This is a genomic window from Clostridium sp. MCC344 (assembly GCF_018785365.1).
In the GTDB taxonomy this organism is placed as follows: domain Bacteria; phylum Bacillota; class Clostridia; order Lachnospirales; family Lachnospiraceae; genus Pilosibacter.
Window position 1 is genome coordinate 1 of record NZ_WQPQ01000087.1, and the last position, 24,400, is coordinate 24,400.

Sequence of the window (24,400 nt, forward strand, 5' to 3'; positions counted from 1 at the left end):
GGCGCGATATATTCAAAGATTTCTCGTGCGCGACCCGAGATCGGATCATTCAGGACCTTTTTCCGGTACTTTACGACCAGGATCAGATGATAATAGAGTAAAAATACTGAATGTGCATTATTGTCAAGTTCTCTCATATTTATCAGTCTTTCTTTCTATTTCGACTGATTTAATTATATCACAAATGAGATCATTTGTCTATTACATTTCAGAACATTTGTTCTGCTCAATCTGCAATCTATTTTCCCTTCAGGCTTCAGGCTTATTCATTGTATGCAGGATTGATGATATAGCACGACTGCAAAAATCAATATATGAGAAGTTTACAACACACAGCACAACTATGTGCAATAATCTGATATTTACATGCCAACTATGGCACTATGCAAGAGATAGCAATTCATCTCACCACCTATAGAGGTGGGAGAATTCTTGCTGATTCTTGTTAAACCAGTAGATGGCGTCATAGGTTACCTTCTTCTCCTCTGCCTTTTTCTGTTCGGACTCGATCTTTGCCGCATTTCCGGCGCCGTTTTTCTTTTCGATCATGGCAACTACAAATACGATCACAAATGCCATGAGAACCAGACATGCGATTCCCGGAATGATAAAACTGTAGAGATCACCGGCTTCCACACCTGCAACACTCGCTGCACGCATCGTCGGACCGCCCCACGGAACGATGTTCATCACGCCGTAAGCGCCGCACATTGCGCCGAGCAGAGCCTTCGGGCGGATTCCCATCTCCTTGCAGATTGGTAAGAACGCCGGAACTACGATTAAGAATGTAGTCGCGCCGGATCCGTCTAAGTGTGCAACGAAGGTTGTGAGCACTGCCGCAACGAGAATCGTTGTCACATTCGTTCCCGCTTTTTTGATCAGGAAATTGATGATCGGATCAAAAAGTCCTTTATCGGACATCAATGTGAAATATGAGATAGAAAAGACGAACAGGATCTCTGTGCTTAACATGGAATTCATACCTGTTTTCACAAAACCCGCGATATCTTCCATTCCGAATCCTGCACATGCCGCTGCGATCAGTGGGAGAAGGATGAATGCCACAGGCGGAGCCATCTTTTCCCGAATGAGCACGTACATTAAGACGATCATGAGTACAAAGCCGATGATTGCCAGTTTCATATGTAATACCTCCAAATATTCGTGATACCCCTGTTTTTCCAGCCCGCGGTCAGCGCGCAATTTCACGCTGACCGGACCTGCAGTATTGTATTGTTTTAATATTTACGCTTCCTTATAGGAATTGATCAGGCTTCCCGCTAAAAGAACCTTCTTCTCTGCCTCGGTTACGCCGTTCAGCTCTAACTCAAGGTCGCGGACTGCGCCGTCTTTTCCGATCACTTTTGCCGTAAATCTTGTCGCACCGTCTTCCACTGCTTTGCGGATTCCCGGAAGATACAGGTACTCACCCGGCTCAAGAACGATCTCTTTTTCCGGACATGTGAACGGCAGAATTCCCCAGTTGACGCAGTTGCTGCGGTATCTCTTTGTCGCATACTCGATGCAGATGTTTGCAAGTCCACCGAGTACTTTCTGGCAGCTTGCCGCGTACTCTCTCGCAGAACCATCGCCCGGTCTCTTTGCGTAGAGGACAGATCCGATCCCGGTTGTCTTCATGAGTTCCTCGACCGGAGTGTCAACACCGACCGCCTTGAGTACCTGATAGAAGGTTCCTGCTTTCTCCTTATCGCCTGCAACTCTCGCCTTCTCGAACTCCTGTGCGGCTTTCGCGCGTCCCACATACTGCGGATCCTTCCGGATCAGGGTGAACTCAGAGATCTTGTACGGGTTGGAACGGTAGGAAGCTGTCTCACCGGACGGGATCAGCTCATCCGTTGTTGTCACCTCATCGCGGATCACGCTGGCAACCTGAAGAAGAAGGTTCTCGGTCAGTGCCGGCATCTTCGGCCAGTCTTTGATGGACGGACCGTAAACGATCTCTGTCTCCGGTTTTGCTTTTCCAAATCCATTTTGACGGCTTTTTTCACAGCTGCCACTGTCTTTGCCGCCGTCGTCGGATCGATCATACCGCCCATATCTTCCAGGTGGACTGCGGTCGCTCCGATATTCACATAATCTTTTGCTGTCTGTACAAACGATTCAACAGTGTGTACCGGGCTGGAAGTAAACTGAATATTTCCTTCCACGCGTTTTCCGGCTTTCAGCGCTGCCTTCGCAGCACATGCACAGTTTCTGATATCGTTTAAGCCGTCAAAGATCAGGAAGATATCCATTCCATCCTCAGCCGTCTTTGTCACGAATCTCTCGACCACATCATCCGGATACGGAGTATAGCCTAAAAGATTCTGACCGCGGAGCAGCATGCGCAGCGGTGTTTTTTTACAGACTCTCTTGAATGCCTTCAGGCGCTCCCACGGATCTTCATTCAGATAGCGGATGCAGGAGTCGAATGTTGCTCCTCCCCACATCTCGATGCATTCGTATCCGAAGTCATCCATCTGCTCCAGGATCGGAAGCATGTCCTCCGTTCTCATTCTCGTTGCGATTACAGACTGCTGACCGTCGCGGAAATCCACCGACGCAAGTTTCACTGGTCCGTATTTTTCCGTCCCTTCCCATATTCCGGGAGTATCGGCAGTTTTTGCTTTCTTCCAGAATCCCATAATTTTCATCCTTTCCCTGTGTATGATCTTGTCTGACTGATCAACCATTTCTCTTTCTGAATTCATCATATCATCCGGCTATCATAAAGTAAAATTTCGTTTATTTATCTAATTACATAACTTTTTTTCATCGTTAAGACGTAAAAAAACCGTCTTCCAAAATCTCGCGTTTCCGCTAAGTTTCAAAAGACGGTCTTAATTTCTTATTCAATTCTGAGCAAGACGATAAGCCGGGTTATGTCGTTGGATGGTCATCTATCTAGACCGTCCGTCACCGGACGGCTCAAGCGGCCTACCCGGAAGCAGACGGGCCGCCTTATGCTTCCTGTTTGGCCTTGCTTCGAGTGGGGTTTGCATGTGCCCTCCCTGTTACCATTGAGGCGGTAGTCTCTTACACTGCCTTTCCACCCTTACATGTTTCCATGCGGTTTATTTCTGTTGCACTGTCCCTGAAGTCGCCTTCGCCGGACGTTATCCGGCACCCTGCCCTTTGAAGCCCGGACTTTCCTCTCCTGCATCCCTGAGAATTGCAGCAGCGACCATCTGTCCTACTCAGAACCTGTTTATTTTAACATATATTTTTTTTTATGTCCAGATAGGATAGGAAGATTTCCACATTTTTCCTACACATTCAGACAGCTTCCCCCGATAAATTCCCTCAGGATCGAAGTTTTCGGGATCACGTCGCTGTCGATCGCAAGGAAATAATCGAGGAACTTCAGAAGCCGCTTCGCCTCATCGTATTCCTCCCGGTCTCTCGGGATATTGAACAATAACGGTTCCGCGTAAAGTTTCAGTACCGCGAGCTCATACACAAGCGCCGAGTTGAACATCACGTCTGCACTCTCCTGGAACGGGAAGATATTTTTATCCTCGCCGCGGCGGACCGACGGCCAGCGCTCGATCGTCTCTAACGCCGAAGTTCCCCTCGTTCTCGCATCGCGTACCATCCGACGGATCAGTCGCCCGTCTGTCGTCGGGATCCGGTTGTGCTCGTCCACATTTAACTGCGTCAGGGCGCTGATATAGATCTTAAATTTGCTCTCCTTCGGAAGCTCGGCCGACATCGCATCATTCAGGCAGTGGATGCCCTCAATGACGAGAATATCCTTCTTTCCGAGTTTCAGGCGATCGCCCTTGTACTCCCGCTTTCCTGTCTTGAAATTAAACCTCGGGAGCTCGATCTCCTTTCCGGCAAGCAGGGCATTCATGTCCTCGTTGAACTGCGGAATATCCACACATCCGAGCGCCTCAAAATCCGGCTGCCCGTTCTCGTCAAGCGGATACTCTTCCCGGTTGCGGAAATAATTGTCCACGGAGATCGGATGCGGATTATATCCGAGCGCTGCAAACTGCGTCGAAAGCCGGTGGCTGAATGTTGTTTTTCCCGAAGAAGACGGTCCTGCGATCATCACGATCCTGCGGTCCGGATCCTTCACGGCCTGTTCCGCAACCTGACCGATATTCTTCTCCTGGAGTGCCTCCTGCATCAGGATCAGATCCTGTCCCTTCCCGTCCGCGATCATCTTATTCAGAGCACCGACATTCGGGACCTCAAGACTGTCACTCCAGCGATACGATGAATGAAGGATCGAGAACAGCTTCTCCCTGACCGCCGGATGCTCCACATGCTTCGGATCCGATTTCACCGGAAGCAGCAGCAGAAATCCCGCATGGCACGGCACCAGATCAAAATACTTCACATAACTCGTGTCCGGGACCATATACCCGTAAAAATAGTCCTCAAACTCTCCGATACTGTAAATATTCACCCGAGATGCCCGCCGGTACTGGAACAGCTGCTCCTTATCATGCATCCCATGCTTCCCGAACAGCTCCACCGCATCATCCGTGTTGATGCTCCGCTTCTTGACCGGGATTGCCGCATCCCGCAGCTTCTCCATCTGCGCCTTTACCTTTAAAAGCAGCTTCTCATCCACCGGGACATCCCCGACAAGCTCCCCGTAAATTCCGTTTCCGAGCGCAAAATCGATCTGGATCTTCCTGATCTTCTCTCTCTGGACCACCTCATAAAACGCCTTCAGCATCAGAAAGATCGCACTGCGCTCATATGTCTTATACCCGGCATTCCCCTCCGCCGTGATAAACGAAATCTCCGAATCCTCCGTCAGAGTCTTATCCAGCTCCCTGAGCTTTCCATTCACTCTCACAAGCAGAATGTCATTCTCATACTGATCCTGAAAATCCCTCGCGATCTCCAGATATGTAGTCCCCTCCGGATAAACCTTCCCGATTCCATTCGCCTTCACAACTGCCATAAAACCGCCTCCAATCCATCCCTATATCACCACCGCCGGAAACTTCACCGCCATCTTCTCGATCGCAACTTCCTCCGGCAATTTATCCCGTAAAAATCCCTCAATAAAGTCCATAAACACATGCTCCAGCCCATAATGCCCCGCATCAATGATCATCATCCCCTGGGCCGCCGCATCGATCCCCTCATGGTGACTGATATCCCCGGTAATAAACACCTGTGCTCCTGCCCGAAGCGCCTCCCGGATCTCACTTCCTCCGGCACCCGGACAAGTCGCCGCTCTCGTCACCGGCTCATTCTCATAAAGCTCACTCCCGTAGGCCGTGACAAACGGCAGTCCAAACCGGTTCTTCACTTCTCTCGCAAGCTCCGGCCCCGTCATCGGCTTCTTCAAAGTTCCGGTCTTTCCGATTCCATAAGCAGTTCCCGAAAGCTCTCCCATAAGCTCCAGCGGCTTCTGATCCACAAAATTCAGCCGGTCCGCGACAATATCCGCCATACATCCCGGAGCCGAGTCAAAATTCGTGTGCATCGCATAATAGGACACATCCGCCTGGATCAGGGAGACAAGACGTCTTCCGATAAAATCCTCATCGGAAACATGCTTCACCGGCTTAAAAATCAGCGGATGATGACTCAAAAGCATATCCGCACCGATCTCTTTCGCCCTCTCCACCGCCGCATCGTCCGCGTCCAGTGTCAGCAGGATCTTCTTTACATCCTTATCCATACGCCCAGCAAGAAGTCCCGGATTGTCCCAGTCACAGGCACAGGACTTCGGCGCAAGCGTCTCTAAAATCTCAATGATCTCCCTGCATTTCATGCTGTACCTCCTGATTTTCCCTCAACTGTACTTTTAACTCCGAAAGACGTTCAGCCGCCCGCTCCGAAGAACCGGCCTTTGCGGAAAGATCCCCGATAAAACGAGCGAGCTTTTCCTCTTCCTCTTTCAGATATGTAAGAAGCACCGGATTTTTCGTCCGGATCAGATAATCCCCGTAGAGCATCCGGCTGTCCTCAGAAAGTCCGGAAAGCCCACTGGCGGAAGCTGCATCCTGCGCATTCCCATCTGCCTGATCTGCACCTTTCAGAGCATCTGCCGCCTGATCAGCGTCACCGGAGCCTCTTCTTCGGACATCCATCACCGTATAATACTTCCCGTCCTCTAAGAGCATATCTTCCCTGCGGATCTCAAACCCGTTTTCCAGAAGCCATCTGCGGACCTTAAAGATCTCCGACTGCGGGGACAACACCCACTGGGACACGGAATCCCACATGTGCCTTCCGTTCTCCAGGATCTTAATGATCAGCTCACCGCCCATTCCGGCGATCACGACCGAGTCCGCCTCCCCGGGAAGCAGCTTTGCCACCCCGTCTGAGAGTCTTGTCGCGATCTTCTCCGAAAGTCCTGCGAGCGCAATATTCTCCGTTGCACGGGAAAGCGGTCCCTTCCGCACATCCATCGCAACTGCCTTTTTTACGATTCCTCTCCGGACAAGTTCCACCGGCACATGCCCGTGGTCCGTCCCAACGTCTGCCGCGGATTCTCCCGGTTCCACGAACGAGAGCACCATCTCCAGGCGTTCTGATAATTTCATATATGTTTCTCCATTCTTTTTTCGCTTATTCGTCCAGATAATCCTTTAAAACCTTGCTTCTGCTCGGATGGCGCAGTTTCCGGAGCGCCTTCGCCTCGATCTGCCGGATCCGCTCCCTCGTCACATTGAACTGTCTTCCGACCTCCTCCAGCGTCCTCGGTCTCCCGTCATCCAGACCAAACCGCAGCCGCAGGACCTTCTGCTCCCGCTCCGTGAGCGTTGAAAGGACCTCCATCAGCTGTTCATGGAGCAGTGTGTACGTCGCGGCATCCGCCGGCACTTCCACGTTGTCATCCTGGATAAAATCTCCAAGATGGCTGTCCTCCTCCTCACCGATCGGCGTCTCCAGGGACACCGGATCCTGGGAGATCTTCATGATCTCTCTCACGCGGTCTACCGGCATATCGAGCTCTCTCGCAAGCTCCTCCGGCGTTGCCTCTCTTCCGAGTTTCTGTACCAGCTGGCGCTGTGTTCTCACAAGCCGGTTGATCGTCTCGACCATATGGACCGGGATCCGGATCGTTCTCGCCTGGTCCGCGATCGCGCGGGTGATCGCCTGACGGATCCACCAGGTCGCGTAAGTGCTGAACTTGTATCCCTTCCGGTAATCAAACTTTTCCACGGCCTTGATGAGTCCGAGATTTCCCTCCTGGATCAGGTCCAGAAGCTGCATCCCGCGTCCCACATAGCGCTTTGCGATGCTGACCACAAGACGTAAATTGGCCTCGGCGAGCTTCTTTTTCGCCGCCTCATCCCCAAGCTCGATCTTCTTTGCCAGCTCGATCTCCTCATCCGGGGAGAGCAACGGCACTTTCCCAATCTCCTTTAAATACATCCGGACAGGGTCATCCACGCTGACTCCTTCCGGAACTGAGAGGTCGATATGTTCCATATCGATCTCATCCTCCGGGTCCGGATCTTCATCCTCTGTGAACAGATCCGGATCCATATCGTCATCGTTTGACATTTTTAAAACATCAACATGCTTTTTATCCAGGAAGTCATATATGCGGTCCAGCTTCTCAGGTGTCAGTTCTTCCCCCGCAAACGCATCGTGAATGTCCTTCTCTTCCAGGACATTCTTTTTGCTCTTTGCGAGTTCCAGAAGTTTTGATAACTTCTCGTCAAATGTAAGTGTCTTTTCCTCCATAATTCCATCCTTCCCGGCTGGATTCTAGTCCAGTGTGATATTCAGGGCAGCAAGTTCCGACTGCTGCCTGATAATTTCCTGTAATTCTCTGATGTCTGCAGTCTTTCCCTTCACATCCAGACTGTGTTTCTTGATCTTTTTGACTGTCTCAGAAAACGCTCTCCTCTGCTCCTCATTATTTAAGGATTCACTGAGTGTCGCATGGAACAGGGCAGCTACTTCCCTGTATTGTTCCTCGCCCTCGATGAAATGATTCAGGATCTGGGCAGGGTTCACGCTTCCTGTTTTTTCATATTCCTCAAACACCATGGACGCTGCTTCCCGATAGAGTTCATCATCGAAATCCTCCGGCGTGATGATGCCGCGGATCTTTTCGAACAGCTCCGGCCGCTCGATGAGCCATGTGAGGAGCAGTCGCTGGGACTTCCGGATCCCGTCCTCCTTCTCCTTTTTCTGTCGGATCCGCTCTTTGTCATACTCGCGCTCTCTTGTCGTCACTCCGATGAGTCCGCCCATGGAATTCACGAGATTTTTGAGGTCTGCCTCCGGGATCATATACTCCCTTGCGACGGCTTCCGTATAGTTATCCCTCTCAAGCTTTTCCGGGAATTCCAGCAGCTTCTTCGCGACGGCATTATAAAATCCTGTCTTTGACTCCGGATCCTGCATGTTGTACTGGTTCCGGATCACCGAGATCTCGAACATGAAACTCCCGACTGCGTTGTCGATCCGCTTCTGGAACTCCTCTTTTCCGAGGTTCTTGATAAACTCATCCGGATCTTTATACGGCTTCATGTTTAAAACCTTGATGGACATCCCGACTTCTTTCAGGATCGGGATCGCCCGGAGCGCCGCTTTCACGCCGGCTCCGTCGCTGTCGTAGGTCAGGATCACCTGATCCGTATATCGCTTTAACAGCATCGCGTGCTGGGACGTAAATGCGGTCCCTAAGGATGCCACGGCATTCGTAAAGCCCGCCTGGTGCATCGCGATCACATCGACATATCCCTCGCAGACCAGCATATATTTCGCCCTGGACGTTCTCGCGAAGTTCAGTCCATAAAGATTCCGGCTCTTATCGAAGATCTTCGTCTCCGGGGAGTTTAAATACTTCGGCTCCCCATCCCCCATCACACGTCCGCCGAAGCCGATGACGCGGTTGTTGACGTCCAGGATCGGGAACATGACGCGGTTCCAGAACTTATCCCTTGCCCCGCGCTCATCAATAAAGAAGAGGCCTGTCTCTTTTAAGATATCATCGTGATACCCTTTCGATCGCATATACCGGTACAGATCATCCGGCACTTTGCTGGAATATCCAAGCCCGAAATGGCGGATCGTATCATCGCTCAGCCGCCGCTTTTCCTTCAGGTAATCATATCCGATCTTGCCGGATGGCTGCTTTAGCTGGTAATAAAAGAAATTTGCAGCAAGGCGGTTGATCTCCAGGAGCGTATTTTTTAAGCTTGCCTGGGCCTTTGCTTCCTTCGAATATTCCATCTCCGGCAGTGCGATCCCGGCGCGGTCCGCCAGCATCTTCACGGCCTCCACAAAAGTATAATTTTCATATTCCATCACGAAGGAGATCACGTTTCCTCCTGCTCCGCAGCCAAAACAGTAGTACATCTGCTTCGATGGGGAGACAGAAAACGACGGGGATTTCTCGTTATGAAACGGGCACAGGCCGAAATAGTTTGCACCCTTTTTCTTCAGATTTACATACTGGGACACGATATCCACGATATCATTCCTCGTCCGTACCTCCTCGATCACTTCTTCCGGATAATACACGTTTCATCCCTCCCACAATGCGTATTTTTTATATCTTCCATGCCTTCGGCACAAATAATTCCTCAAACCGGTCGATCGCGTATCCGTCGCTCATCCCGGCAATATAATCGCAGACGACCCGCTCTTTCTTCTCACCGCGGGTCTCCATCATCATCCGGAATTCCTCCGGAAGCTCGTCCACATGTTTCAGATAATATTCATAGAGCGTCACGATCAGCTGCTGCGCTCTTCCTTCCTCGCCTTTTGCGGCCGGATTCCGGTAGACATGCTCGAACATCCACTCTCTCATCCCGCGCATCGCCCGCTCCACATCCGGAGACATGAAGATCGACGGCTTGTCCATGCTGTTGTTGATGATATCATGGATCATGATATTCAGGCGGTCCTTTACCGTATCACCGAGGACATCCGCAAACTCTCTGGGGATATCTTTCTCGGTGATGATCTTCCCGCGGATCGCATCATCGATGTCATGATTGATGTACGCGATCTTATCAGAGAAGCGGACGATCTTTCCCTCCAGCGTCGCAGGGTTTCCTGACGTTCTGTGGTTTAAGATCCCGTCGCGCACTTCCTTCGTGAGGTTTAATCCCTGTCCTTTTTTCTCCAGGACCTCCACGATCCGGACACTCTGTTTAAAGTGGGCGAAACCGTCCTCACAGATCTCATTTAATATGTACTCGCCGGCATGTCCGAAAGGCGTATGTCCGAGATCATGTCCCAGCGCGATCGCCTCCGTCAGGGATTCATTCATCCGAAGCGCCTTTGCGATCGTCCTGGCGATCTGGGAGACCTCCAGCGTGTGCGTCAGCCTCGTGCGGTAGTGGTCGCCTTCCGGGGCCAGAAAGACCTGTGTCTTGTCTTTCAGGCGGCGAAATGACTTGCTGTGCAGGATCCGGTCACGGTCCCGCTGGTAGGCAGGACGGACATCACAGGGGACTTCCTCGCGGTCCCGCCCCAGCGTCTCACTGCTCAGAGCAGCATACGGGCTGAGATTCTGGCGTTCCCATTGTTCCATCGTTTCCCTGATATTCATATCCATCCGCTCCTTTCTGCCGTGAAAACACATCAGCAGGCTCCACGACCGCAGCGACATTTTACGGAATCTTCAATTCAGAAAATTTCCGCCACCGAAAGCAACCATTTGTTCTCCTATCTGAAAATATACTTTTATATTATACCACATTTTTGCGTGTTTTAGAACCGCGATTCCTATCTTTTCGCTGAAAAATGTGTAAAAAATCTGTAAATTGGCGAAATCTGCAGATATGGTTTCATTTTACGGAATTGGCCAAACCAACAAAAGCCGGACAGCTCTGTGCAGCAAACGTCTGCTGCATGATCTGTCCGGCCGGACTTACGACCAATCTATTTTGTTTTCGTAACTATCTGCACAATTACATCTTCTCGCCCGGAACGACCGGAACCGCGTCCCTCGGGATCGGGCAGATGTAGCCGCCGTAGCGTTTCATCTTCTTATTGAACTCATCTTTCGCCGCCTGAAGAACATCCGGCTTCTCCATGAGATCGATCGCCGTCGCTGCGATGACTTTTCCTGCCAGCAGCATGTTCTTGTGGGCAATGGATGTCCGTCCGCAGGAGACATTCTGCCAGGAATGTCCAGGCGCCTGTGCCGGGAATGTGGAAGTGTTGATCTGCGCGGTCGGAACGCACCAGCTCACATCACCGACATCCGTGGAGCCCATTCTCGGCTTCTCGGAGTACAGGTACGGAACAAGGAACTCATTCATCGGCACGGTGCCATGTTTGGACTTCTCATCCACAAACTCGTAGATCTCATCGCTGTCCTTCGTCGCATCTCCCGGAAGATCCGCAGACTTCATCTCAACAGAATCGTAAAGCGCCTTCGCATACTTTAACTCTTCCTCTGTGTAATGGCAGACGCCGAGGTCATTGAAGTTTTCCCACATCAGGGATTCCAGGACCTTGTTCGGGACTGTGTTGGAGCAGCCGTCGATGAACTTTTTCTCCATCTTTGTGTCCGTCATCATGGATGCCGCAAGCGCGATCCGGTCAACCCGCTCCTGAAGCTCCAGGGCATCTTTGACCCAGATGGAACGGACCATGTAGAGGACCTGCGCTCTCGGCTGGACAACGTTCGGAGAATCTCCGCCGGCATCCGTGATCGAGTAGTGGATCCTGGAGCTGTCCGGCATGTGCTCTCTTAAGAACTGGACGCCAATGTTCATAAGCTCCACCGCGTCGAGGGCAGAACGTCCCTTGTCCGGCGCACCCGCTGCATGGGAGGCAACACCGGTAAACTTATACTCTGTCTGAATACAGGTGTTGCAGGTACCGGAAGTAACCTGATTCACATTGCCCGGATGCCAGGTGAGAGCCGCGTCGCACTCCGCGAACACGCCGTCTCTTGCCATAAATGCTTTTGTAGCTGCACCTTCCTCACCAGGGCAGCCGTAAAGGATCACTTTACCGCTTCCCTCACCTTTTTCTTCCAGATATTTTTTTATAGCAAAAGCCGCAGCCATGGAACCCGCACCTAAAAGGTTGTGGCCGCAGCCGTGGCCGTTTCCGTCTGTGACAAGCTCTTTTCTGGTCTCTGATCCGGCGATCTGGGAAAGGCCTGTCAGAGCATCATACTCAGCCAGAATACCGATCACCGGCTTTCCGGAACCGTAGGAAGCGCGGAATGCAGTCTCAATGTTGTCAAAGGGATGTTCGACAGTAAATCCTTCTTCTTTTAATACCTTTGCGTAAAGTTCACCGGATTTGTACTCTCTCAGGGAAAGCTCCGCATAGTCCCAGATCTTATCGGATACGTCGGTGATCACTCCTGATTTCTCGTCGATATAATCGAATGCTGTCTGTTTGGATGCTGACATGTCATGTTCTCCTTTCAAAAATCCCGCCAGGCAAGACTCCAAAAGTCTGCCTGAGCGGGATATGACTTACGCGAGCAACGAGCCAAAGTCCATGCTTGCATGAGACCTTGGCGACTGCCGCGATAACTTGAGAAGCTCGCAAAGCGCGCTTCTCATAGTTCCTATTAAAACAGCTTTTCCCGCTGTCCTTTCATCAGTATAATACCTTGCTTAAAAATTCCTGTGTCCTCGGGTTCTGCGGATGATTGAAGACCTCATCCGGAGTGCCTTTCTCCGCGATCACGCCGCCATCCATAAAGAATACGCGGTCGGAGACCTCCCTCGCAAATCCCATCTCATGGGTTACGATCACAGTAGTCATTCCTGTCTTTACAAGGTCCTTGATAACATGAAGAACCTCTCCTACCATCTCCGGATCAAGGGCGGAAGTCGGCTCATCAAAAAGCATAACATCCGGTTCCATCGCCAGCGCGCGCACGATCGCAAGACGCTGTTTCTGTCCGCCGGAAAGCTTCTTTGGGAACTGGTTCTCCTTATCCGCAAGACCAACGCGGTTTAAAAGCTCCCGCATCATCTCGTCGGCTTCCTTCTGTGTTTTCTTTCCGAGAAGGACCGGGGCGAGCGTTACGTTCTTTCCAACTGTAAGATTATTGAATACATTAAAGTGCTGGAATACCATTCCCATCTTCTGGCGATGCAGGTTGATATCCACATTCTTGTCGGTAATATCGGTTCCCTCGAAATAGATCTTTCCGGATGTCGGTGTCTCAAGAAGGTTTAAGCAGCGTAAAAATGTACTTTTACCGCCGCCGGACGGTCCGATAACAGAAACGACCTCGCCATGATTGACATGCTCGGTAACACCCTTTAATACCTGAAGACTGCCGAAGGATTTATGCAGATCTTCTACACGAATCAATTCTTTTTCATTAGCGCTCACTTGCGTTCATCCTCCTCTCCAGTAAAGCAATCAGCTTGGACATGATAAATGTCACGCCGAAGTAAATGATACCAACGATGGTTAACGGCTCAAGTACACGGAATGTAAGACCGTTGATGGTCTTAAACTGGGTCATAAGTTCTCCGATAAAGAACGTGGACGCCAGAGATGTCTCCTTGACGATCGCTACGAACTCGTTGCAGAGTGCCGGAAGAATATTCTTAACTGCCTGCGGGAGAACGATATGGATCATGGTCTGGCGCGCGTTTAAGCCAAGGGAACGGGCAGCTTCAGTCTGTCCGACATCGACAGCCTGGATACCTGCGCGGACGATCTCACAGACATAAGCGGTAGAGTTTACGCAGCATGCAGTCATAACGCATGTAAACTCGCTTAAGTTGAGGAACGGGAGCCAGGTCGGCAGCATAAAGTAGAAGAAATATAGCTGCAGCAGGATCGGCGTACCGCGGATAATTTCGACATAAACGGTAGCGATCAGCCGGAGCGGCTTAAATTTTCCGATGCCCACGTTGCTGCGGCGCATCAGTGCCATCAGAGAACCGAAAACGGTACTGATGAGGACGGTGAGGAGACCCATAAACAGTGTCATTCCAAGACCCTGTAAGAATAAGTTCCAGTACTTCATCCAGACTTTTAACATGACGTTAAGAAACTCCATCTGGAAAACTCCTTTCGTAGATAAAACTTGAAAACAGACAAAGGTCTTTCCGGCATTTTCACCGGAAAGACCGAGCTCTGTATTTTCTGTAACCTGAAGTGATAACCGATTCCGTCCTGCGCTGATCTTCCATCACGGAACGAAACGATCCGCTCCGAAATTAGTGCGTCTCGATACCGAGCTTATCAGCAAGAGCAACTGCCTCTTCCCTCCACTGCTCATAGAGACCTTTCTCGTTAACTTCAACGATCACTTCGTTGATCGCATTTAAGAGATCATCATCGCCTTTTTTGACTGCGATAACGTTACCTTCACTTGAATAGTCAAACATGAAATCTGCCATTGCGATATCGTCGTATGTCTTTGCAAGGGATTCACCGTTATCACCGGATACAGCGAGTGCGTCAACCTTGCCTGTTGTTAACATCATAACACCGTCTGTTATATTTGTCACTAACTGGATCTGAACGTCAGACGGAAGCTGCTCTGTAGCAAGCTTGTTCTGTAAGGTTGCGTTCTGGGTAGCAACCTTCTTGCCTGCGAAGGATTCTGCTGTATTGTACTGGGAAGCAAGTTCCTTCTTAACTAAAAGGCCCTGACCTTTCTTCGTGTTTACATTATAACGCTCGGAAAGTCCCATAGCCTCTGCACGCTCATCTGTGTAAGCGAAGCCGGAGATACCCATATCAATGTTTCCGGAAGTAACTGCCTGCTGGATTGCGGAGAACTCCATCGGCTTGATCTCAAGTTCTACGCCAAGCTTCTCAGCGATGTATTTTGCAAGCTCCACATCGGCACCGACATACTCGGTTGTTCCACTGCTGACATCCTTGAATTCCCACGGAGCGAAATCAGGGGATGTTCCCATTGTGATCTTTCCTGCCGCAAGAACTTTTCCGAGATGGCCCTTCGGATCTACATTCTCAAGTGCCTTTAAGGAACCTTCCGCTGCGGCTGCTGCCTCTGTCTTATCTGCTTCCTTTGATTCAGCCGCTGTTGTCGCGTCGGCTGTTGTTGTCTCAGCTGCCGTTGTAGCTGCTGCCGTTGTCTCAGTGGTCTTGGAGCTTCCGCATCCTGTAAGAGCAGCAATGACCGCTGCTGTTGTCATAGCTAAAACGATGTTCTTCTTCATAATCGATCCTCTCCTCTTTGTTTCTATCTTTTTCTATGTCTCACATGTGTGATGTTGATACGCATTATAATGTATAATTATTCTTTTGTAAAGCACTTTTTTATGTTTTTTTTACAGATTATGCATTTTATACAATATTCAGTGCATAATTATATTGTTTCATGCAGTTTTTTCAATGTTTTATACATTATCAATGCATATATTCATCTTGATAAAGCGTTAATATTTCTTTTTTTTGCATAGCGCGTCACCTCTTTCAAATTTCCGGCATACATTTCCGGCATACGCTGCTGGGGCAACGTAAAAAGCAGCCCATCTCACTCCAGCGTGAAACGGGCTGCTCTTCTATTTTTTACCAATATCAGATTTCAGCAATATTGATCAGTGTAAGTTCTTTTGCACGATTTTCCATACTTGTCACAAGCGCTCTCGCAGTATCGACCGCAGTGAGAACGGTAACGCCTGTCTCGATCGCATTCCGGCGGATGATAAAGCCGTCATGGCTTCTCTCTGCGCCCTGTGCTGGGATATCGATGACAAGGTCGATCTCATGTCCAAGGATCAGGTCAAGAAGGTTCGGAGACTCCTGCTCGATCTTTCTTACCGGAATGACCTTTACGCCGTGCTCATTGAAGTACTTCGCGGTTCCTGCGGTACAGAAGATGCGGTATCCCTGTGCCTTGAATCTCGCTGCGATGTCGAGCATCTCTTCCTTGTCGGAATCACGGACAGTCATGACCATGTTCTTGTACTTCGGAAGCTTGATGCCTGCGCCCTGGAATGCCTTGTAAAGAGCTTCATTAAAGGTCTTTGCGATACCAAGACACTCACCTGTAGATTTCATCTCCGGTCCAAGGCTGATATCAGCGCCGCGGATCTTCTCGAAGGAGAATACCGGCATCTTCACTGCATAGTAATCTGCCTCTTTCTGAAGGCCCGGTGTGTAGCCGAGTTCCCGGATCGTATGACCGCAGATGATCTGAGTTGCCAGCGGTACGATCGGGATTCCCGTTACCTTACTGATATACGGAACGGTTCTGGAAGAACGCGGGTTGACCTCGATGATAAATACACCTTCGTCATTTACAATAAACTGGATGTTGATCATTCCCTTTACATGGAGCGCCCTTGCGAGCTTCTCTGTGTATTCCACGATCGTCTTCTTGTTGTCCTCGGTGATGCTCTTCGCCGGATATACGGAGATACTGTCGCCGGAATGGATACCGGTACGCTCGATATGCTCCATGATACCCGGGATCAGGATATCGGTACCGTCGCAGATCGCATCGACCTCGATCTCCTTACCCATGATATACTTATCAACTAAGATCGGATGCTCCTGCGCGATCCGGTTGATGATGCCGATGAATTCGTCGATATCCTCATCGCAGATCGCGATCTGCATACCCTGTCCGCCAAGAACGTAGGACGGACGAACGAGTACCGGGTAACCTAACTCGTTTGCCGCCTTTTTCGCTTCTTCTGCGGTGAATACGGTATGTCCCTTTGCTCTCGGGATCTGGCATTTCTCAAGAATCTCATCGAAGAGCTCTCTGTCCTCTGCCGCGTCAACGTCCTCAGCAGCAGTTCCAAGGATCGGAACGCCCATCTTCATTAAGGCCTCGGTCAGTTTGATCGCTGTCTGTCCGCCGAACTGGACAACGGCTCCGTCCGGTTTCTCGATATCGACGATGCTCTCGACATCTTCCGGTGTCAGCGGCTCAAAATACAGCTTGTCTGCGATATCGAAGTCTGTGCTGACGGTCTCCGGGTTGTTGTTGATGATAATGGTCTCAAAACCTTCTTTTGCAAACGACCATGTGCTGTGTACGGAACAGAAGTCAAACTCGATACCCTGTCCGATACGGATCGGGCCGGAGCCGAGAACGAGGACTTTTCTCTTCTCAGTCTCACCTTCCGCCTCATTTTCACTTCCGAAGCAGGAATAGTAGTAAGGAGTCTCTGCCGCGAACTCAGCTGCGCAGGTATCTACCATCTTGAAAGCTGCGCGGATGTTGTTGTCATGGCGCATCTTCTTGATCTCGTCTTCTGTGAGACCTGTGAGTCTTGCGATCACGTTATCCGGGAACTCGATGCGTTTTGCTTCTTTTAAGAGTTCTGCGTCGAGGTTCTTTCCGGCTTTCTTTAAGGCATTCTCCATTTCAACGAGGATCATCAATTTATCGATAAACCAGATATCGATCTTCGTGATATCATGGATCAGCTCGTAATCGAAACCGCGGCGGAGTGCCTCTGCAATAACCCAGATCCGGCGGTCATCCACGTTGTGAAGCTGCTCTTTTAACTGTTCATCTGTGAGTCCGCTGTAGTCGTAAGACATTAAGGAATCCACATGCTGCTCCAGGGAACGGATCGCCTTCATCAAGCCGCCCTCGAAGTTCGTGCAGATACTCATGACCTCACCGGTCGCCTTCATCTGGGTTCCCAGCTGATGGCTCGCGCTGATGAATTTATCGAACGGAAGTCTCGGCATCTTGACAACGACGTAGTCAAGCATCGGCTCGAAACTTGCGTATGTTTTCTTTGTAACGGCATTCTTGATCTCATCCAGTGTATAGCCGAGAGCGATCTTCGCAGCAACCTTTGCGATCGGGTATCCTGTCGCCTTGGAAGCAAGTGCGGAGGAACGGCTGACACGCGGGTTTACCTCGATCACGCAGTACTCGAAGCTCTCCGGGTGAAGCGCATACTGTACGTTGCAGCCGCCGGTGATGCCGAGCTCTGTGATGATCTTTAAAGCGGAGGTACGGAGCATCTGGTACTCTTTATCTCCCAGTGTCTGGGACGGAGCAACAACGATACTGTCACCGGTGTGAACGCCGACCGGGTCGATATTCTCCATGTTGCAGACGGTGATCACGTTGCCGGCACTATCACGCATTACCTCGTACTCGATCTCTTTCCATCCTGCGATGCAGCGCTCTACAAGAACCTGGCCGACACGGGATAAACGGAGTCCGTTTTCAAGGATCTCCGCGCACTGCTCTGCGTCATAGGCGATACCGCCGCCGGAGCCGCCGAGTGTATAAGCCGGACGGAGAACAACCGGATATCCGATCTTTTCCGCAACAGCAAGACCGGTCTGTACATCCTCAACGATCTCGGACGGAGCGACCGGCTCGCCGATCTTTTCCATGGTCTCCTTGAACATCTCACGATCCTCGGCCTTCTTGATCGTCAAGGCTGTGGTACCGATGAGGCGCACGTTGTTTGCCTTTAAGATGCCTGCTTCCTCGAGTTCCATCGCGAGGTTTAAGCCGGCCTGACCGCCCAGTGTCGGGAGAACGCTGTCCGGTTTTTCCTTCTTGATCAGCTGCTCAACAACCTCGGTTGTCAGCGGCTCGATATAAACCCGGTCTGCAATGTCCTTATCGGTCATGATCGTTGCCGGGTTGGAGTTTAAGAGAACGACTTCGATGCCCTCTTCCTTTAAGGAACGGCACGCCTGTGTTCCCGCATAGTCAAATTCTGCGGCCTGGCCGATGACGATCGGGCCGGAACCGATCACAAGTACTTTTTTGATCTCTGGATTCTTAGGCATTATCTTTCCTCCTCCATCATGCGAATAAAGCGGTCAAACAGATATCCGGAATCCTGCGGTCCCGGGCATGCTTCCGGGTGGTACTGAACGGTAAAGATGTTCTTGCCCACGTACTTTAATCCTTCGTTTGTCTTATCGTTTACATTCACGAAAGCCTGGACTGCAACCTTCGGATCGAGGCTGTGCTCGTCCACTGCATATCCATGGTTCTGGGAGGAGATGTAGACACGTCCTGTCTCAAGGTCCTTGACCGGGTGGTTGCCGCCGCGGTGACCGTATTTTAATTTGTAGGTATTGGCGCCTGTCGCGAGAGCCATGAGCTGGTGACCAAGGCAGATTGCAAATACCGGGATATCTGACTCGTAGAACTTGCGGACTTCTTTGATGATCTCCGTGTTCTCAGCCGGGTCTCCAGGGCCGTTTGACAGCATGATCCCGTCCGGATTTGTCTTTAATACTTCCTCCGCCGGAGTGTCCGCCGGATATACGGTCACTTCGCAGCCTCTCTTATTTAACTCTCTCGCGATATTCTTCTTCGCGCCGAAGTCCATGAGGGCAACTTTCTTTCCGGTTCCCGGGAGAACATATTTCTCCTTTGTGGTCGTCTTTAATACAACGCCTGTTACTTTATACGCCTTGATCCGCTCTTTCACTTCCTCGAGATCATATGATCCGTTGGTCGTGATCATGCCGTTCATGGTTCCTTTTTCTCTTAAGATCTTTGTGAGGGCTCTTGTATCGATACCACTGATACCTGGAATATCCTGTTCTTCTAAGAAATGCTGAATCGTGTCCCCACTTCTGAAATTACTGGGGATCCTAGATAATTCTCTGACAATATAACCATCCGGCCACGCCTGTCCGGATTCCATATCTTCTTTACAAATACCGTAATTACCAATTAACGGATAAGTCATTACCACTGCCTGTCCTGCGTAGGACGGATCGGTAAGGACTTCTAAATAACCGGTCATGGATGTGTTAAAAACAATTTCACTGATCACTTCTCTGGTAGAGCCGATGCTTGTTCCTTCAAACACGGTTCCGTCTTCCAGTATTAAATATGCTTTCATGACGCCACCCTTTCTTATGTGTTCATTTCGCTGCTTGATCCGGGCATACTTATCTCAGCCCAAATTTTCACTATTCTACCATGAGTATCGATATTTTTCAACTGGTTTCGCGGATTTTTTTCAAGTTTTTTCAAATGAAAGTTAGCAGTAGCAAACCCCGGTGATTTTTCAGGGATTGCCGAACATTCTTAATTCCGGTTTCTGCATAAAACACCATCACAAAGCATTTGCCCTCCGTCGGTTTTATCATCTATTGTTTTCCCCATCCCAAAATGTTAAAATAGAAAAAAATCGAATTTTTCTGAGCAGCGGCGGAAACCGGATCTTTTCCGCTCCGCTCAAAAAGGAGGTTCTATGAGCAAACTTGTTTATGCAAAAGAAAAAGAATACCATATCGGCGTCAGTGCAGGGGAAGTCGGACGCTATGTGATCCTTCCGGGTGATCCGGGACGCTGTGAAAAGATCGCCAGACATTTTGACAACCCGGTAAAGATTGCCCAGAACCGGGAGTACACAACATATACCGGATATCTTGACGGCGAGAAAGTCAGCGTCGTCTCCACCGGAATTGGCGGACCATCCGCGTCCATCGCAGTCGAGGAGCTTGTCCACTGCGGTGCGGACACCTTCATCCGGGTCGGTACTTCCGGCGGAATGCAGAAAGAAGTTCTTGGCGGGGATCTCGTGATCGCGACCGGTGCGATCCGCTTTGAGGGGACCACAAAAGAGTACGCACCGATCGAGTACCCGGCCGTCCCGGATTTCGATGTCGTAGCGGCTCTGAAAGAAGCTTCCGAGGAACTCGGATACCGCCATCATCTCGGCGTTGTCCAGTGCAAGGACAACTTCTATGGTCAGCATTCCCCGGACTCCATGCCGGTCGCCGATGAGCTGAACTCAAAATGGAAAGCCTGGATCGCCTGCGGCGCCCTCGCCTCCGAGATGGAATCCGCAGCCCTCTTCATCGTCGGCAGCGTCCGCAGAGTCCGCACCGGCTCCGTAATGCTCGTGATCGCAAACCAGACAAGACGTGAACTCGGCCTTGAGGACGTCCAGGTCTACGATACGGAGGCTGCTGTCGTGACGGCGGTAGAGGCGATGAGGAAGCTGATCCGGAAGGATAAAGCGGCATCCGCTGCGAAGTAGGACTTTTTTCCATCCATTCCCAGTTCTGTCAGCAGAATTTTATGGTAGAATCTGTTTTGTAACATTTTTGTAACATTTCAAATAACAGGAGGTTTTACCATGAAAAAACAGATGATGGCAGTTCTCGCATTTTCCGCCATGATGACACTCACAATGCCTTTCGCGTCCTTCGCCGCAGGCCGTTCCTGCCAGACTGCGTTTCCTTCCGGAAGCACCTGCGCTTCCAATGGAAACTATGCTGTTTCCGTGATCCGGATGCAGAACGGCTGTGCGATCTCAAATCTCCGTGCTGCCGATGTGTACCGGATACTCGGAGCAAGCTGCACAGACCAGACATGCGGCAGCACCTGCAGTTCCGGGATTGGATGCGATACGGGCTGCAATACAGGCTGCAGAACGAATTTCTGTGGGAATCTGAGTTTCCGACGCTGATTTCTCAAAGAACCGGCCACACACTTTCACGTGGCCGGTTCTTTTTATAACAAGTGAAAACACACTTTGCAAGTTTCCCCCTTGTTATCGCGACAGTCGTCGAGGTCTCGCGCAAGCGCGGACTTTGGCTCGTTGTTTGCCTAAATAAAAACAAGCCTCTGCACACTGGGATTTCCAATGAACAGAGGACTGAATCTGCTACCTATAAAGCAGATAACGGGAATCGAACCCGCCTTTCCAGCTTGGGAAGCTAGCGTTCTACCGATGAACCATATCTGCAATCTTTTTTTAACATGTGTATCATAGCACATTTTTTTATATTTCACAAGGCTTTTTCTGGTAAATTACAGAAAATCGTTCCTGTTTTTCCGACAACATTGTTTTTTATGCCGCTTCCTGTCTACAAAAAAGGACGGCAATCCATGAAAATCCGGGGCTTTTTCAGAGGAGGAACTCTCCATACTTTCTCTATCGTGAAAACAAGCGCGGCAGTGGATTTTGCCGATCCTTAATACAGATTGACGGCAAAATCCTGCCCCGTCTCCAATCTATGACAGCTCTGCGATCCTGGTGATCCCCACATAAATGTGGGAGATCTTATACCAGGTGGCAAAGTCCACCACTCCGGTCTGCGGCAATCCGAAGATCGACTGAAATTCCCGGACTGCTGCCGCGGTAGCCGGACCGTAGATCCCGTCAGGGGAAATATCCGGAATTGCGGTATACACGCTGGAGATTGCGTCTAACTGCTCCTGCAGCTGCCGCACCTTATCACCGGTGGCACCAATCTTCAGATCATATCCCGGCCACGATGCCGGGATGCCGGAAATCTGTTCCGCCGTATTGATATACATATCATCTCCATAAAAATTCCGCAGGATCTCGATCGGACTATACCCCGCTTCTCCGAGCTCGCAGCTGCCCCATTGCGTTAACCACCCCGGACACCGAACCTTCCGCCCATCGCAATACTGTGTCAGGATCGGCTGTTTCACACCGGGACGTGAAAGATAATTATCAAAGATATCATCCACCACAACCGAGATCGACTCAAAAATATTCCGCCCGTAGATCCACTTGTGGTCATACGCCGTCGAAGATGTGATCGTGAAATCATATCCCTGGTTGCGGTACCATTCCGTGTAGACGCGGTTTAACGTGAAGGACATGATCGCCAGCACATTCGCAACGATCGCAGAACGCGGCCACGTCGCATAGATCTCACTGGAAGCCACATTTTTGATGTAATCACGGTAAGGAACATAATAGTCCGGTGCAGACGCATTGGTCGGTGCGCCGTCATGCACCACGATGGTCTGTGGGACAACAACTCTGGAGAGTACGATCTCTCCTGTTTCCGTGACCGGTTTGATCTCACTCTCCGCGATTTTTGGAAGATAATCCCCATAGAGCGTATGATCCGGGATCGTCACCGTCTCCGTCTGCTCTCCGGTCGGTGCATTGGAAAGCGGACGCAGACGGATCCCCTGGATCGCCGTCGCATCCGCCAGAACTTCCGTCCCGGAAACAAGAAACGGTTTGAATCCCGGAGCCGTGATCCGGATCGTGTATTCCGCGTACGGGCGCTCCGTCTCCTCCGGCGATAAGGAAAGTTCCGGCGGCGGTGCATCTAATGAAAGATTCTCCGTCTGCCCGGAACTGTTCGTCCGCGTCTCCTCGATAATCTTATCCGGCTCTTCTGTCCTGGCGATCGCAACATCCGCATCCTGCACCGGAAAACTGTTCACATCAGATACAACATCAACTTGCAAATATCCCTGTGCCATACTATCCTCGATCGATCGAATATCATTTTATTTTATGCCGTGACAGACCGGATGATTCATCACCGATAAAAACAGGCATTCCGGAACCTTCTTTCGTTCCAAAATGCCTGTTTTATATTTACGCAAACAACGAGCCAAAGTCCGCGCTTGCGCGAGACCTTGGCGACTGTCGCGATATCAATGGGAATCTAGCCCTCCATCAGTTTCCTGATCTCCTCCGCAAGCAGTTTCACATTCCGGATCAGTCCGTCAAACGCTCCGTACTCATAAAAACGGATAAACAGGATCCCGATCGGCACTGCGATGATCATTCCGGCGATGCCGCGGAACTTGAAACCAAGATAAAGGAAAAACAAAGTTGCTAACGGCGGAAGTCCCATACTGTCACCGACGATCTTCGGCTGGATCACCTGGCGGATCCCCTGTGTCAGGACATAAAGTACGATGAGACCGACCGCATACCCGTACTCACCGGTAAACAGCTTCACCACCGCCCACGGGATCAGCGCCGTTCCCGTTCCGAACATTGGAAGAAAATCAAGGATCGCGATCCCAATCCCAAGAAAAATCCCATACGGAACCCCAAGAATCAGCATTCCGATCACAAGAACGATCGCGATCACGAACATGATCTTAAACTGTGCAAGAAAATATCCGCCGATCAGCGTCCGGGCATCCTTCCTCACCATTCTCCCATACTTTAACACCGGTTCCGGTGTAAACTGCTTCACTGTCTCCACGAGCCTGTCATGATCCGCAAGAAACAGATACGACGAGAGACAGATGATGATCGCATTGACAAACACCTCCGGGAGCGTGCGGACCACTCTTCCGCCCGCCGATGCCGCGATCTTCTGAACAAAGTCCCCGATGTAACCGCCCGCGTTCTCCAGGATCGCACCGATCGTATTTTCCGTGTCCGCCGGAAGATACTTCAAAAGACCGCCGATCCGGGCATACGCCTGATTGACCTCGCCCTGAACAGATCCATAAATTTCCGGCAGCGCCTGGACAAACTCCGTCATCTCCTGAAACAGCCAGGAACACAGCCCATAAAATCCAAAGATCACGAGTCCAAGAACCCCGACGACCAGGATCACCGAACCATGGCGGCGGACGATCTTCAGCTTTCTCTCAAGAAACCGGACCAGCGGATTCGCGATCATCGCCACGATCCACCCGATCACAAACGGCAGGAAAAACACCACCAGCCGCAATCCCCATACGCACACCGCGTAGATGATCGCTAATGGCACAACAATATTTAAAATAATTCCCATATACTTTCTGAAATTCATTTTGCGGACCTCCTATCCACGTAAAAAT

20 protein-coding genes, 1 tRNA gene and 1 other RNA gene are annotated in these 24,400 nt (G+C 50.6%); 2 read left to right on the forward strand and 20 right to left on the reverse strand.

The features are described from left to right. The 17 genes from GPK90_RS17475 to GPK90_RS17555 all read right to left on the reverse strand — a co-directional run. Nucleotides 1-137: transposase (locus GPK90_RS17475; RefSeq protein WP_215703576.1), on the reverse strand; the 137-nt coding region annotated here is incomplete at its 3' end. A gap of 268 nt (nucleotides 138-405) precedes the next feature. Further along, nucleotides 406-1,143: an SLC13 family permease gene (locus tag GPK90_RS17480; protein WP_215703553.1), complete on the reverse strand. Its 738-nt coding sequence runs from the start codon at nucleotides 1,141-1,143 to the stop codon at nucleotides 406-408. Between the two features lie 102 nt (nucleotides 1,144-1,245). Beyond that, on the reverse strand, nucleotides 1,246-1,923 hold the full coding sequence (locus tag GPK90_RS17485; RefSeq protein ID WP_215703554.1) for a hypothetical protein: 678 nt from the start codon (nucleotides 1,921-1,923) through the stop codon (nucleotides 1,246-1,248). Beyond that, nucleotides 1,911-2,645 carry a hypothetical protein gene (locus GPK90_RS17490; RefSeq protein WP_215703555.1) on the reverse strand — a complete coding sequence of 245 codons (735 nt, stop codon included), beginning with the start codon at nucleotides 2,643-2,645 and terminating at the stop codon, nucleotides 1,911-1,913. The genes GPK90_RS17485 and GPK90_RS17490 overlap by 13 nt, the downstream gene beginning before the upstream one ends. Before the next feature lie 210 nt (nucleotides 2,646-2,855). Then, an RNA gene (rnpB, locus tag GPK90_RS17495) (RNase P RNA component class A) lies at nucleotides 2,856-3,200 on the reverse strand. A 68-nt stretch (nucleotides 3,201-3,268) separates the two neighbouring features. Continuing rightward, on the reverse strand, nucleotides 3,269-4,924 hold the full coding sequence (locus tag GPK90_RS17500; RefSeq protein ID WP_215703556.1) for a nucleoside kinase: 1,656 nt from the start codon (nucleotides 4,922-4,924) through the stop codon (nucleotides 3,269-3,271). 21 nt (nucleotides 4,925-4,945) lie between these two features. Continuing rightward, nucleotides 4,946-5,746, reverse strand: a complete 801-nt coding sequence (locus tag GPK90_RS17505) for a Nif3-like dinuclear metal center hexameric protein (protein WP_215703557.1) — start codon at nucleotides 5,744-5,746, stop codon at nucleotides 4,946-4,948. After that, nucleotides 5,724-6,521, reverse strand: coding sequence for a class I SAM-dependent methyltransferase (locus GPK90_RS17510; protein ID WP_215703558.1), 798 nt, complete (start codon nucleotides 6,519-6,521; stop codon nucleotides 5,724-5,726). Before GPK90_RS17510 ends, GPK90_RS17505 begins: the two co-directional genes overlap by 23 nt. 25 nt (nucleotides 6,522-6,546) lie before the next feature. Beyond that, nucleotides 6,547-7,671, reverse strand: coding sequence for an RNA polymerase sigma factor RpoD (gene rpoD, locus GPK90_RS17515; protein ID WP_215703559.1), 1,125 nt, complete (start codon nucleotides 7,669-7,671; stop codon nucleotides 6,547-6,549). A 24-nt stretch (nucleotides 7,672-7,695) separates the two neighbouring features. After that, complete coding sequence (dnaG, locus tag GPK90_RS17520; protein WP_118651548.1) at nucleotides 7,696-9,462, reverse strand: DNA primase; 1,767 nt, start codon at nucleotides 9,460-9,462, stop codon at nucleotides 7,696-7,698. A gap of 28 nt (nucleotides 9,463-9,490) precedes the next feature. After that, nucleotides 9,491-10,498 carry a deoxyguanosinetriphosphate triphosphohydrolase gene (locus tag GPK90_RS17525; RefSeq protein ID WP_118321251.1) on the reverse strand — a complete coding sequence of 336 codons (1,008 nt, stop codon included), beginning with the start codon at nucleotides 10,496-10,498 and terminating at the stop codon, nucleotides 9,491-9,493. A 361-nt stretch (nucleotides 10,499-10,859) separates the two neighbouring features. Next, nucleotides 10,860-12,323: a M20 family metallopeptidase gene (locus GPK90_RS17530; protein WP_215703560.1), complete on the reverse strand. Its 1,464-nt coding sequence runs from the start codon at nucleotides 12,321-12,323 to the stop codon at nucleotides 10,860-10,862. A 193-nt stretch (nucleotides 12,324-12,516) separates the two neighbouring features. After that, the gene (locus tag GPK90_RS17535) at nucleotides 12,517-13,242 is read right to left on the reverse strand and encodes an amino acid ABC transporter ATP-binding protein (RefSeq protein ID WP_117469609.1); all 726 of its coding nucleotides are present in this window, start codon (nucleotides 13,240-13,242) and stop codon (nucleotides 12,517-12,519) included. A 10-nt stretch (nucleotides 13,243-13,252) separates the two neighbouring features. Beyond that, on the reverse strand, nucleotides 13,253-13,942 hold the full coding sequence (locus GPK90_RS17540; protein WP_118532977.1) for an amino acid ABC transporter permease: 690 nt from the start codon (nucleotides 13,940-13,942) through the stop codon (nucleotides 13,253-13,255). Between the two features lie 160 nt (nucleotides 13,943-14,102). Then, complete coding sequence (locus tag GPK90_RS17545) at nucleotides 14,103-15,074, reverse strand: transporter substrate-binding domain-containing protein (RefSeq protein ID WP_118532975.1); 972 nt, start codon at nucleotides 15,072-15,074, stop codon at nucleotides 14,103-14,105. A gap of 361 nt (nucleotides 15,075-15,435) precedes the next feature. Further along, nucleotides 15,436-18,636 (reverse strand): carbamoyl-phosphate synthase large subunit, encoded by a 3,201-nt coding sequence (gene carB, locus GPK90_RS17550; RefSeq protein WP_215703561.1) that lies wholly within the window; start codon nucleotides 18,634-18,636, stop codon nucleotides 15,436-15,438. Further along, nucleotides 18,636-19,709 carry a carbamoyl phosphate synthase small subunit gene (locus GPK90_RS17555; RefSeq protein WP_215703562.1) on the reverse strand — a complete coding sequence of 358 codons (1,074 nt, stop codon included), beginning with the start codon at nucleotides 19,707-19,709 and terminating at the stop codon, nucleotides 18,636-18,638. The genes carB and GPK90_RS17555 overlap by 1 nt, the downstream gene beginning before the upstream one ends. Before the next feature lie 354 nt (nucleotides 19,710-20,063). On the opposite strand from GPK90_RS17555, the gene udp reads away from it, so the two are divergent. Together udp and GPK90_RS17565 are read left to right on the forward strand one after the other, a co-directional pair. Next, nucleotides 20,064-20,855: a uridine phosphorylase gene (udp, locus tag GPK90_RS17560; RefSeq protein WP_118532965.1), complete on the forward strand. Its 792-nt coding sequence runs from the start codon at nucleotides 20,064-20,066 to the stop codon at nucleotides 20,853-20,855. A gap of 99 nt (nucleotides 20,856-20,954) precedes the next feature. After that, nucleotides 20,955-21,287 (forward strand): hypothetical protein, encoded by a 333-nt coding sequence (locus GPK90_RS17565; protein WP_215703563.1) that lies wholly within the window; start codon nucleotides 20,955-20,957, stop codon nucleotides 21,285-21,287. Between the two features lie 208 nt (nucleotides 21,288-21,495). Here the strand turns inward: GPK90_RS17565 and GPK90_RS17570 are convergent. From GPK90_RS17570 to ytvI, 3 genes are all read right to left on the reverse strand, one after another. Next, nucleotides 21,496-21,566, reverse strand: a tRNA-Gly gene (locus GPK90_RS17570). Between the two features lie 269 nt (nucleotides 21,567-21,835). Beyond that, nucleotides 21,836-23,074, reverse strand: a complete 1,239-nt coding sequence (locus tag GPK90_RS17575; protein WP_215703564.1) for a peptidoglycan-binding protein — start codon at nucleotides 23,072-23,074, stop codon at nucleotides 21,836-21,838. A 188-nt stretch (nucleotides 23,075-23,262) separates the two neighbouring features. Then, nucleotides 23,263-24,372: a sporulation integral membrane protein YtvI gene (gene ytvI, locus GPK90_RS17580; RefSeq protein WP_215703565.1), complete on the reverse strand. Its 1,110-nt coding sequence runs from the start codon at nucleotides 24,370-24,372 to the stop codon at nucleotides 23,263-23,265. Nucleotides 24,373-24,400 lie beyond the last annotated feature (28 nt).

What these genes read in the sequence shown, in the direction of transcription:
- GPK90_RS17480 (WP_215703553.1), bottom strand. Translation starts at nt 1,143, where the DNA reads ATGAAACTGGCAATCATCGGCTTTGTACTCATGATCGTCTTAATGTAC.
- GPK90_RS17485 (WP_215703554.1), bottom strand. Translation starts at nt 1,923, where the DNA reads ATGCCGGCACTGACCGAGAACCTTCTTCTTCAGGTTGCCAGCGTGATC.
- GPK90_RS17490 (WP_215703555.1), bottom strand. Translation starts at nt 2,645, where the DNA reads ATGGGATTCTGGAAGAAAGCAAAAACTGCCGATACTCCCGGAATATGG.
- GPK90_RS17500 (WP_215703556.1), bottom strand. Translation starts at nt 4,924, where the DNA reads ATGGCAGTTGTGAAGGCGAATGGAATCGGGAAGGTTTATCCGGAGGGG.
- GPK90_RS17505 (WP_215703557.1), bottom strand. Translation starts at nt 5,746, where the DNA reads ATGAAATGCAGGGAGATCATTGAGATTTTAGAGACGCTTGCGCCGAAG.
- GPK90_RS17510 (WP_215703558.1), bottom strand. Translation starts at nt 6,521, where the DNA reads ATGAAATTATCAGAACGCCTGGAGATGGTGCTCTCGTTCGTGGAACCG.
- rpoD (WP_215703559.1), bottom strand. Translation starts at nt 7,671, where the DNA reads ATGGAGGAAAAGACACTTACATTTGACGAGAAGTTATCAAAACTTCTG.
- GPK90_RS17525 (WP_118321251.1), bottom strand. Translation starts at nt 10,498, where the DNA reads ATGAATATCAGGGAAACGATGGAACAATGGGAACGCCAGAATCTCAGC.
- GPK90_RS17530 (WP_215703560.1), bottom strand. Translation starts at nt 12,323, where the DNA reads ATGTCAGCATCCAAACAGACAGCATTCGATTATATCGACGAGAAATCA.
- GPK90_RS17540 (WP_118532977.1), bottom strand. Translation starts at nt 13,942, where the DNA reads ATGGAGTTTCTTAACGTCATGTTAAAAGTCTGGATGAAGTACTGGAAC.
- GPK90_RS17545 (WP_118532975.1), bottom strand. Translation starts at nt 15,074, where the DNA reads ATGAAGAAGAACATCGTTTTAGCTATGACAACAGCAGCGGTCATTGCT.
- carB (WP_215703561.1), bottom strand. Translation starts at nt 18,636, where the DNA reads ATGCCTAAGAATCCAGAGATCAAAAAAGTACTTGTGATCGGTTCCGGC.
- GPK90_RS17555 (WP_215703562.1), bottom strand. Translation starts at nt 19,709, where the DNA reads ATGAAAGCATATTTAATACTGGAAGACGGAACCGTGTTTGAAGGAACA.
- udp (WP_118532965.1), top strand. Translation starts at nt 20,064, where the DNA reads ATGAGCAAACTTGTTTATGCAAAAGAAAAAGAATACCATATCGGCGTC.
- GPK90_RS17565 (WP_215703563.1), top strand. Translation starts at nt 20,955, where the DNA reads ATGAAAAAACAGATGATGGCAGTTCTCGCATTTTCCGCCATGATGACA.
- GPK90_RS17575 (WP_215703564.1), bottom strand. Translation starts at nt 23,074, where the DNA reads ATGGCACAGGGATATTTGCAAGTTGATGTTGTATCTGATGTGAACAGT.
- ytvI (WP_215703565.1), bottom strand. Translation starts at nt 24,372, where the DNA reads ATGAATTTCAGAAAGTATATGGGAATTATTTTAAATATTGTTGTGCCA.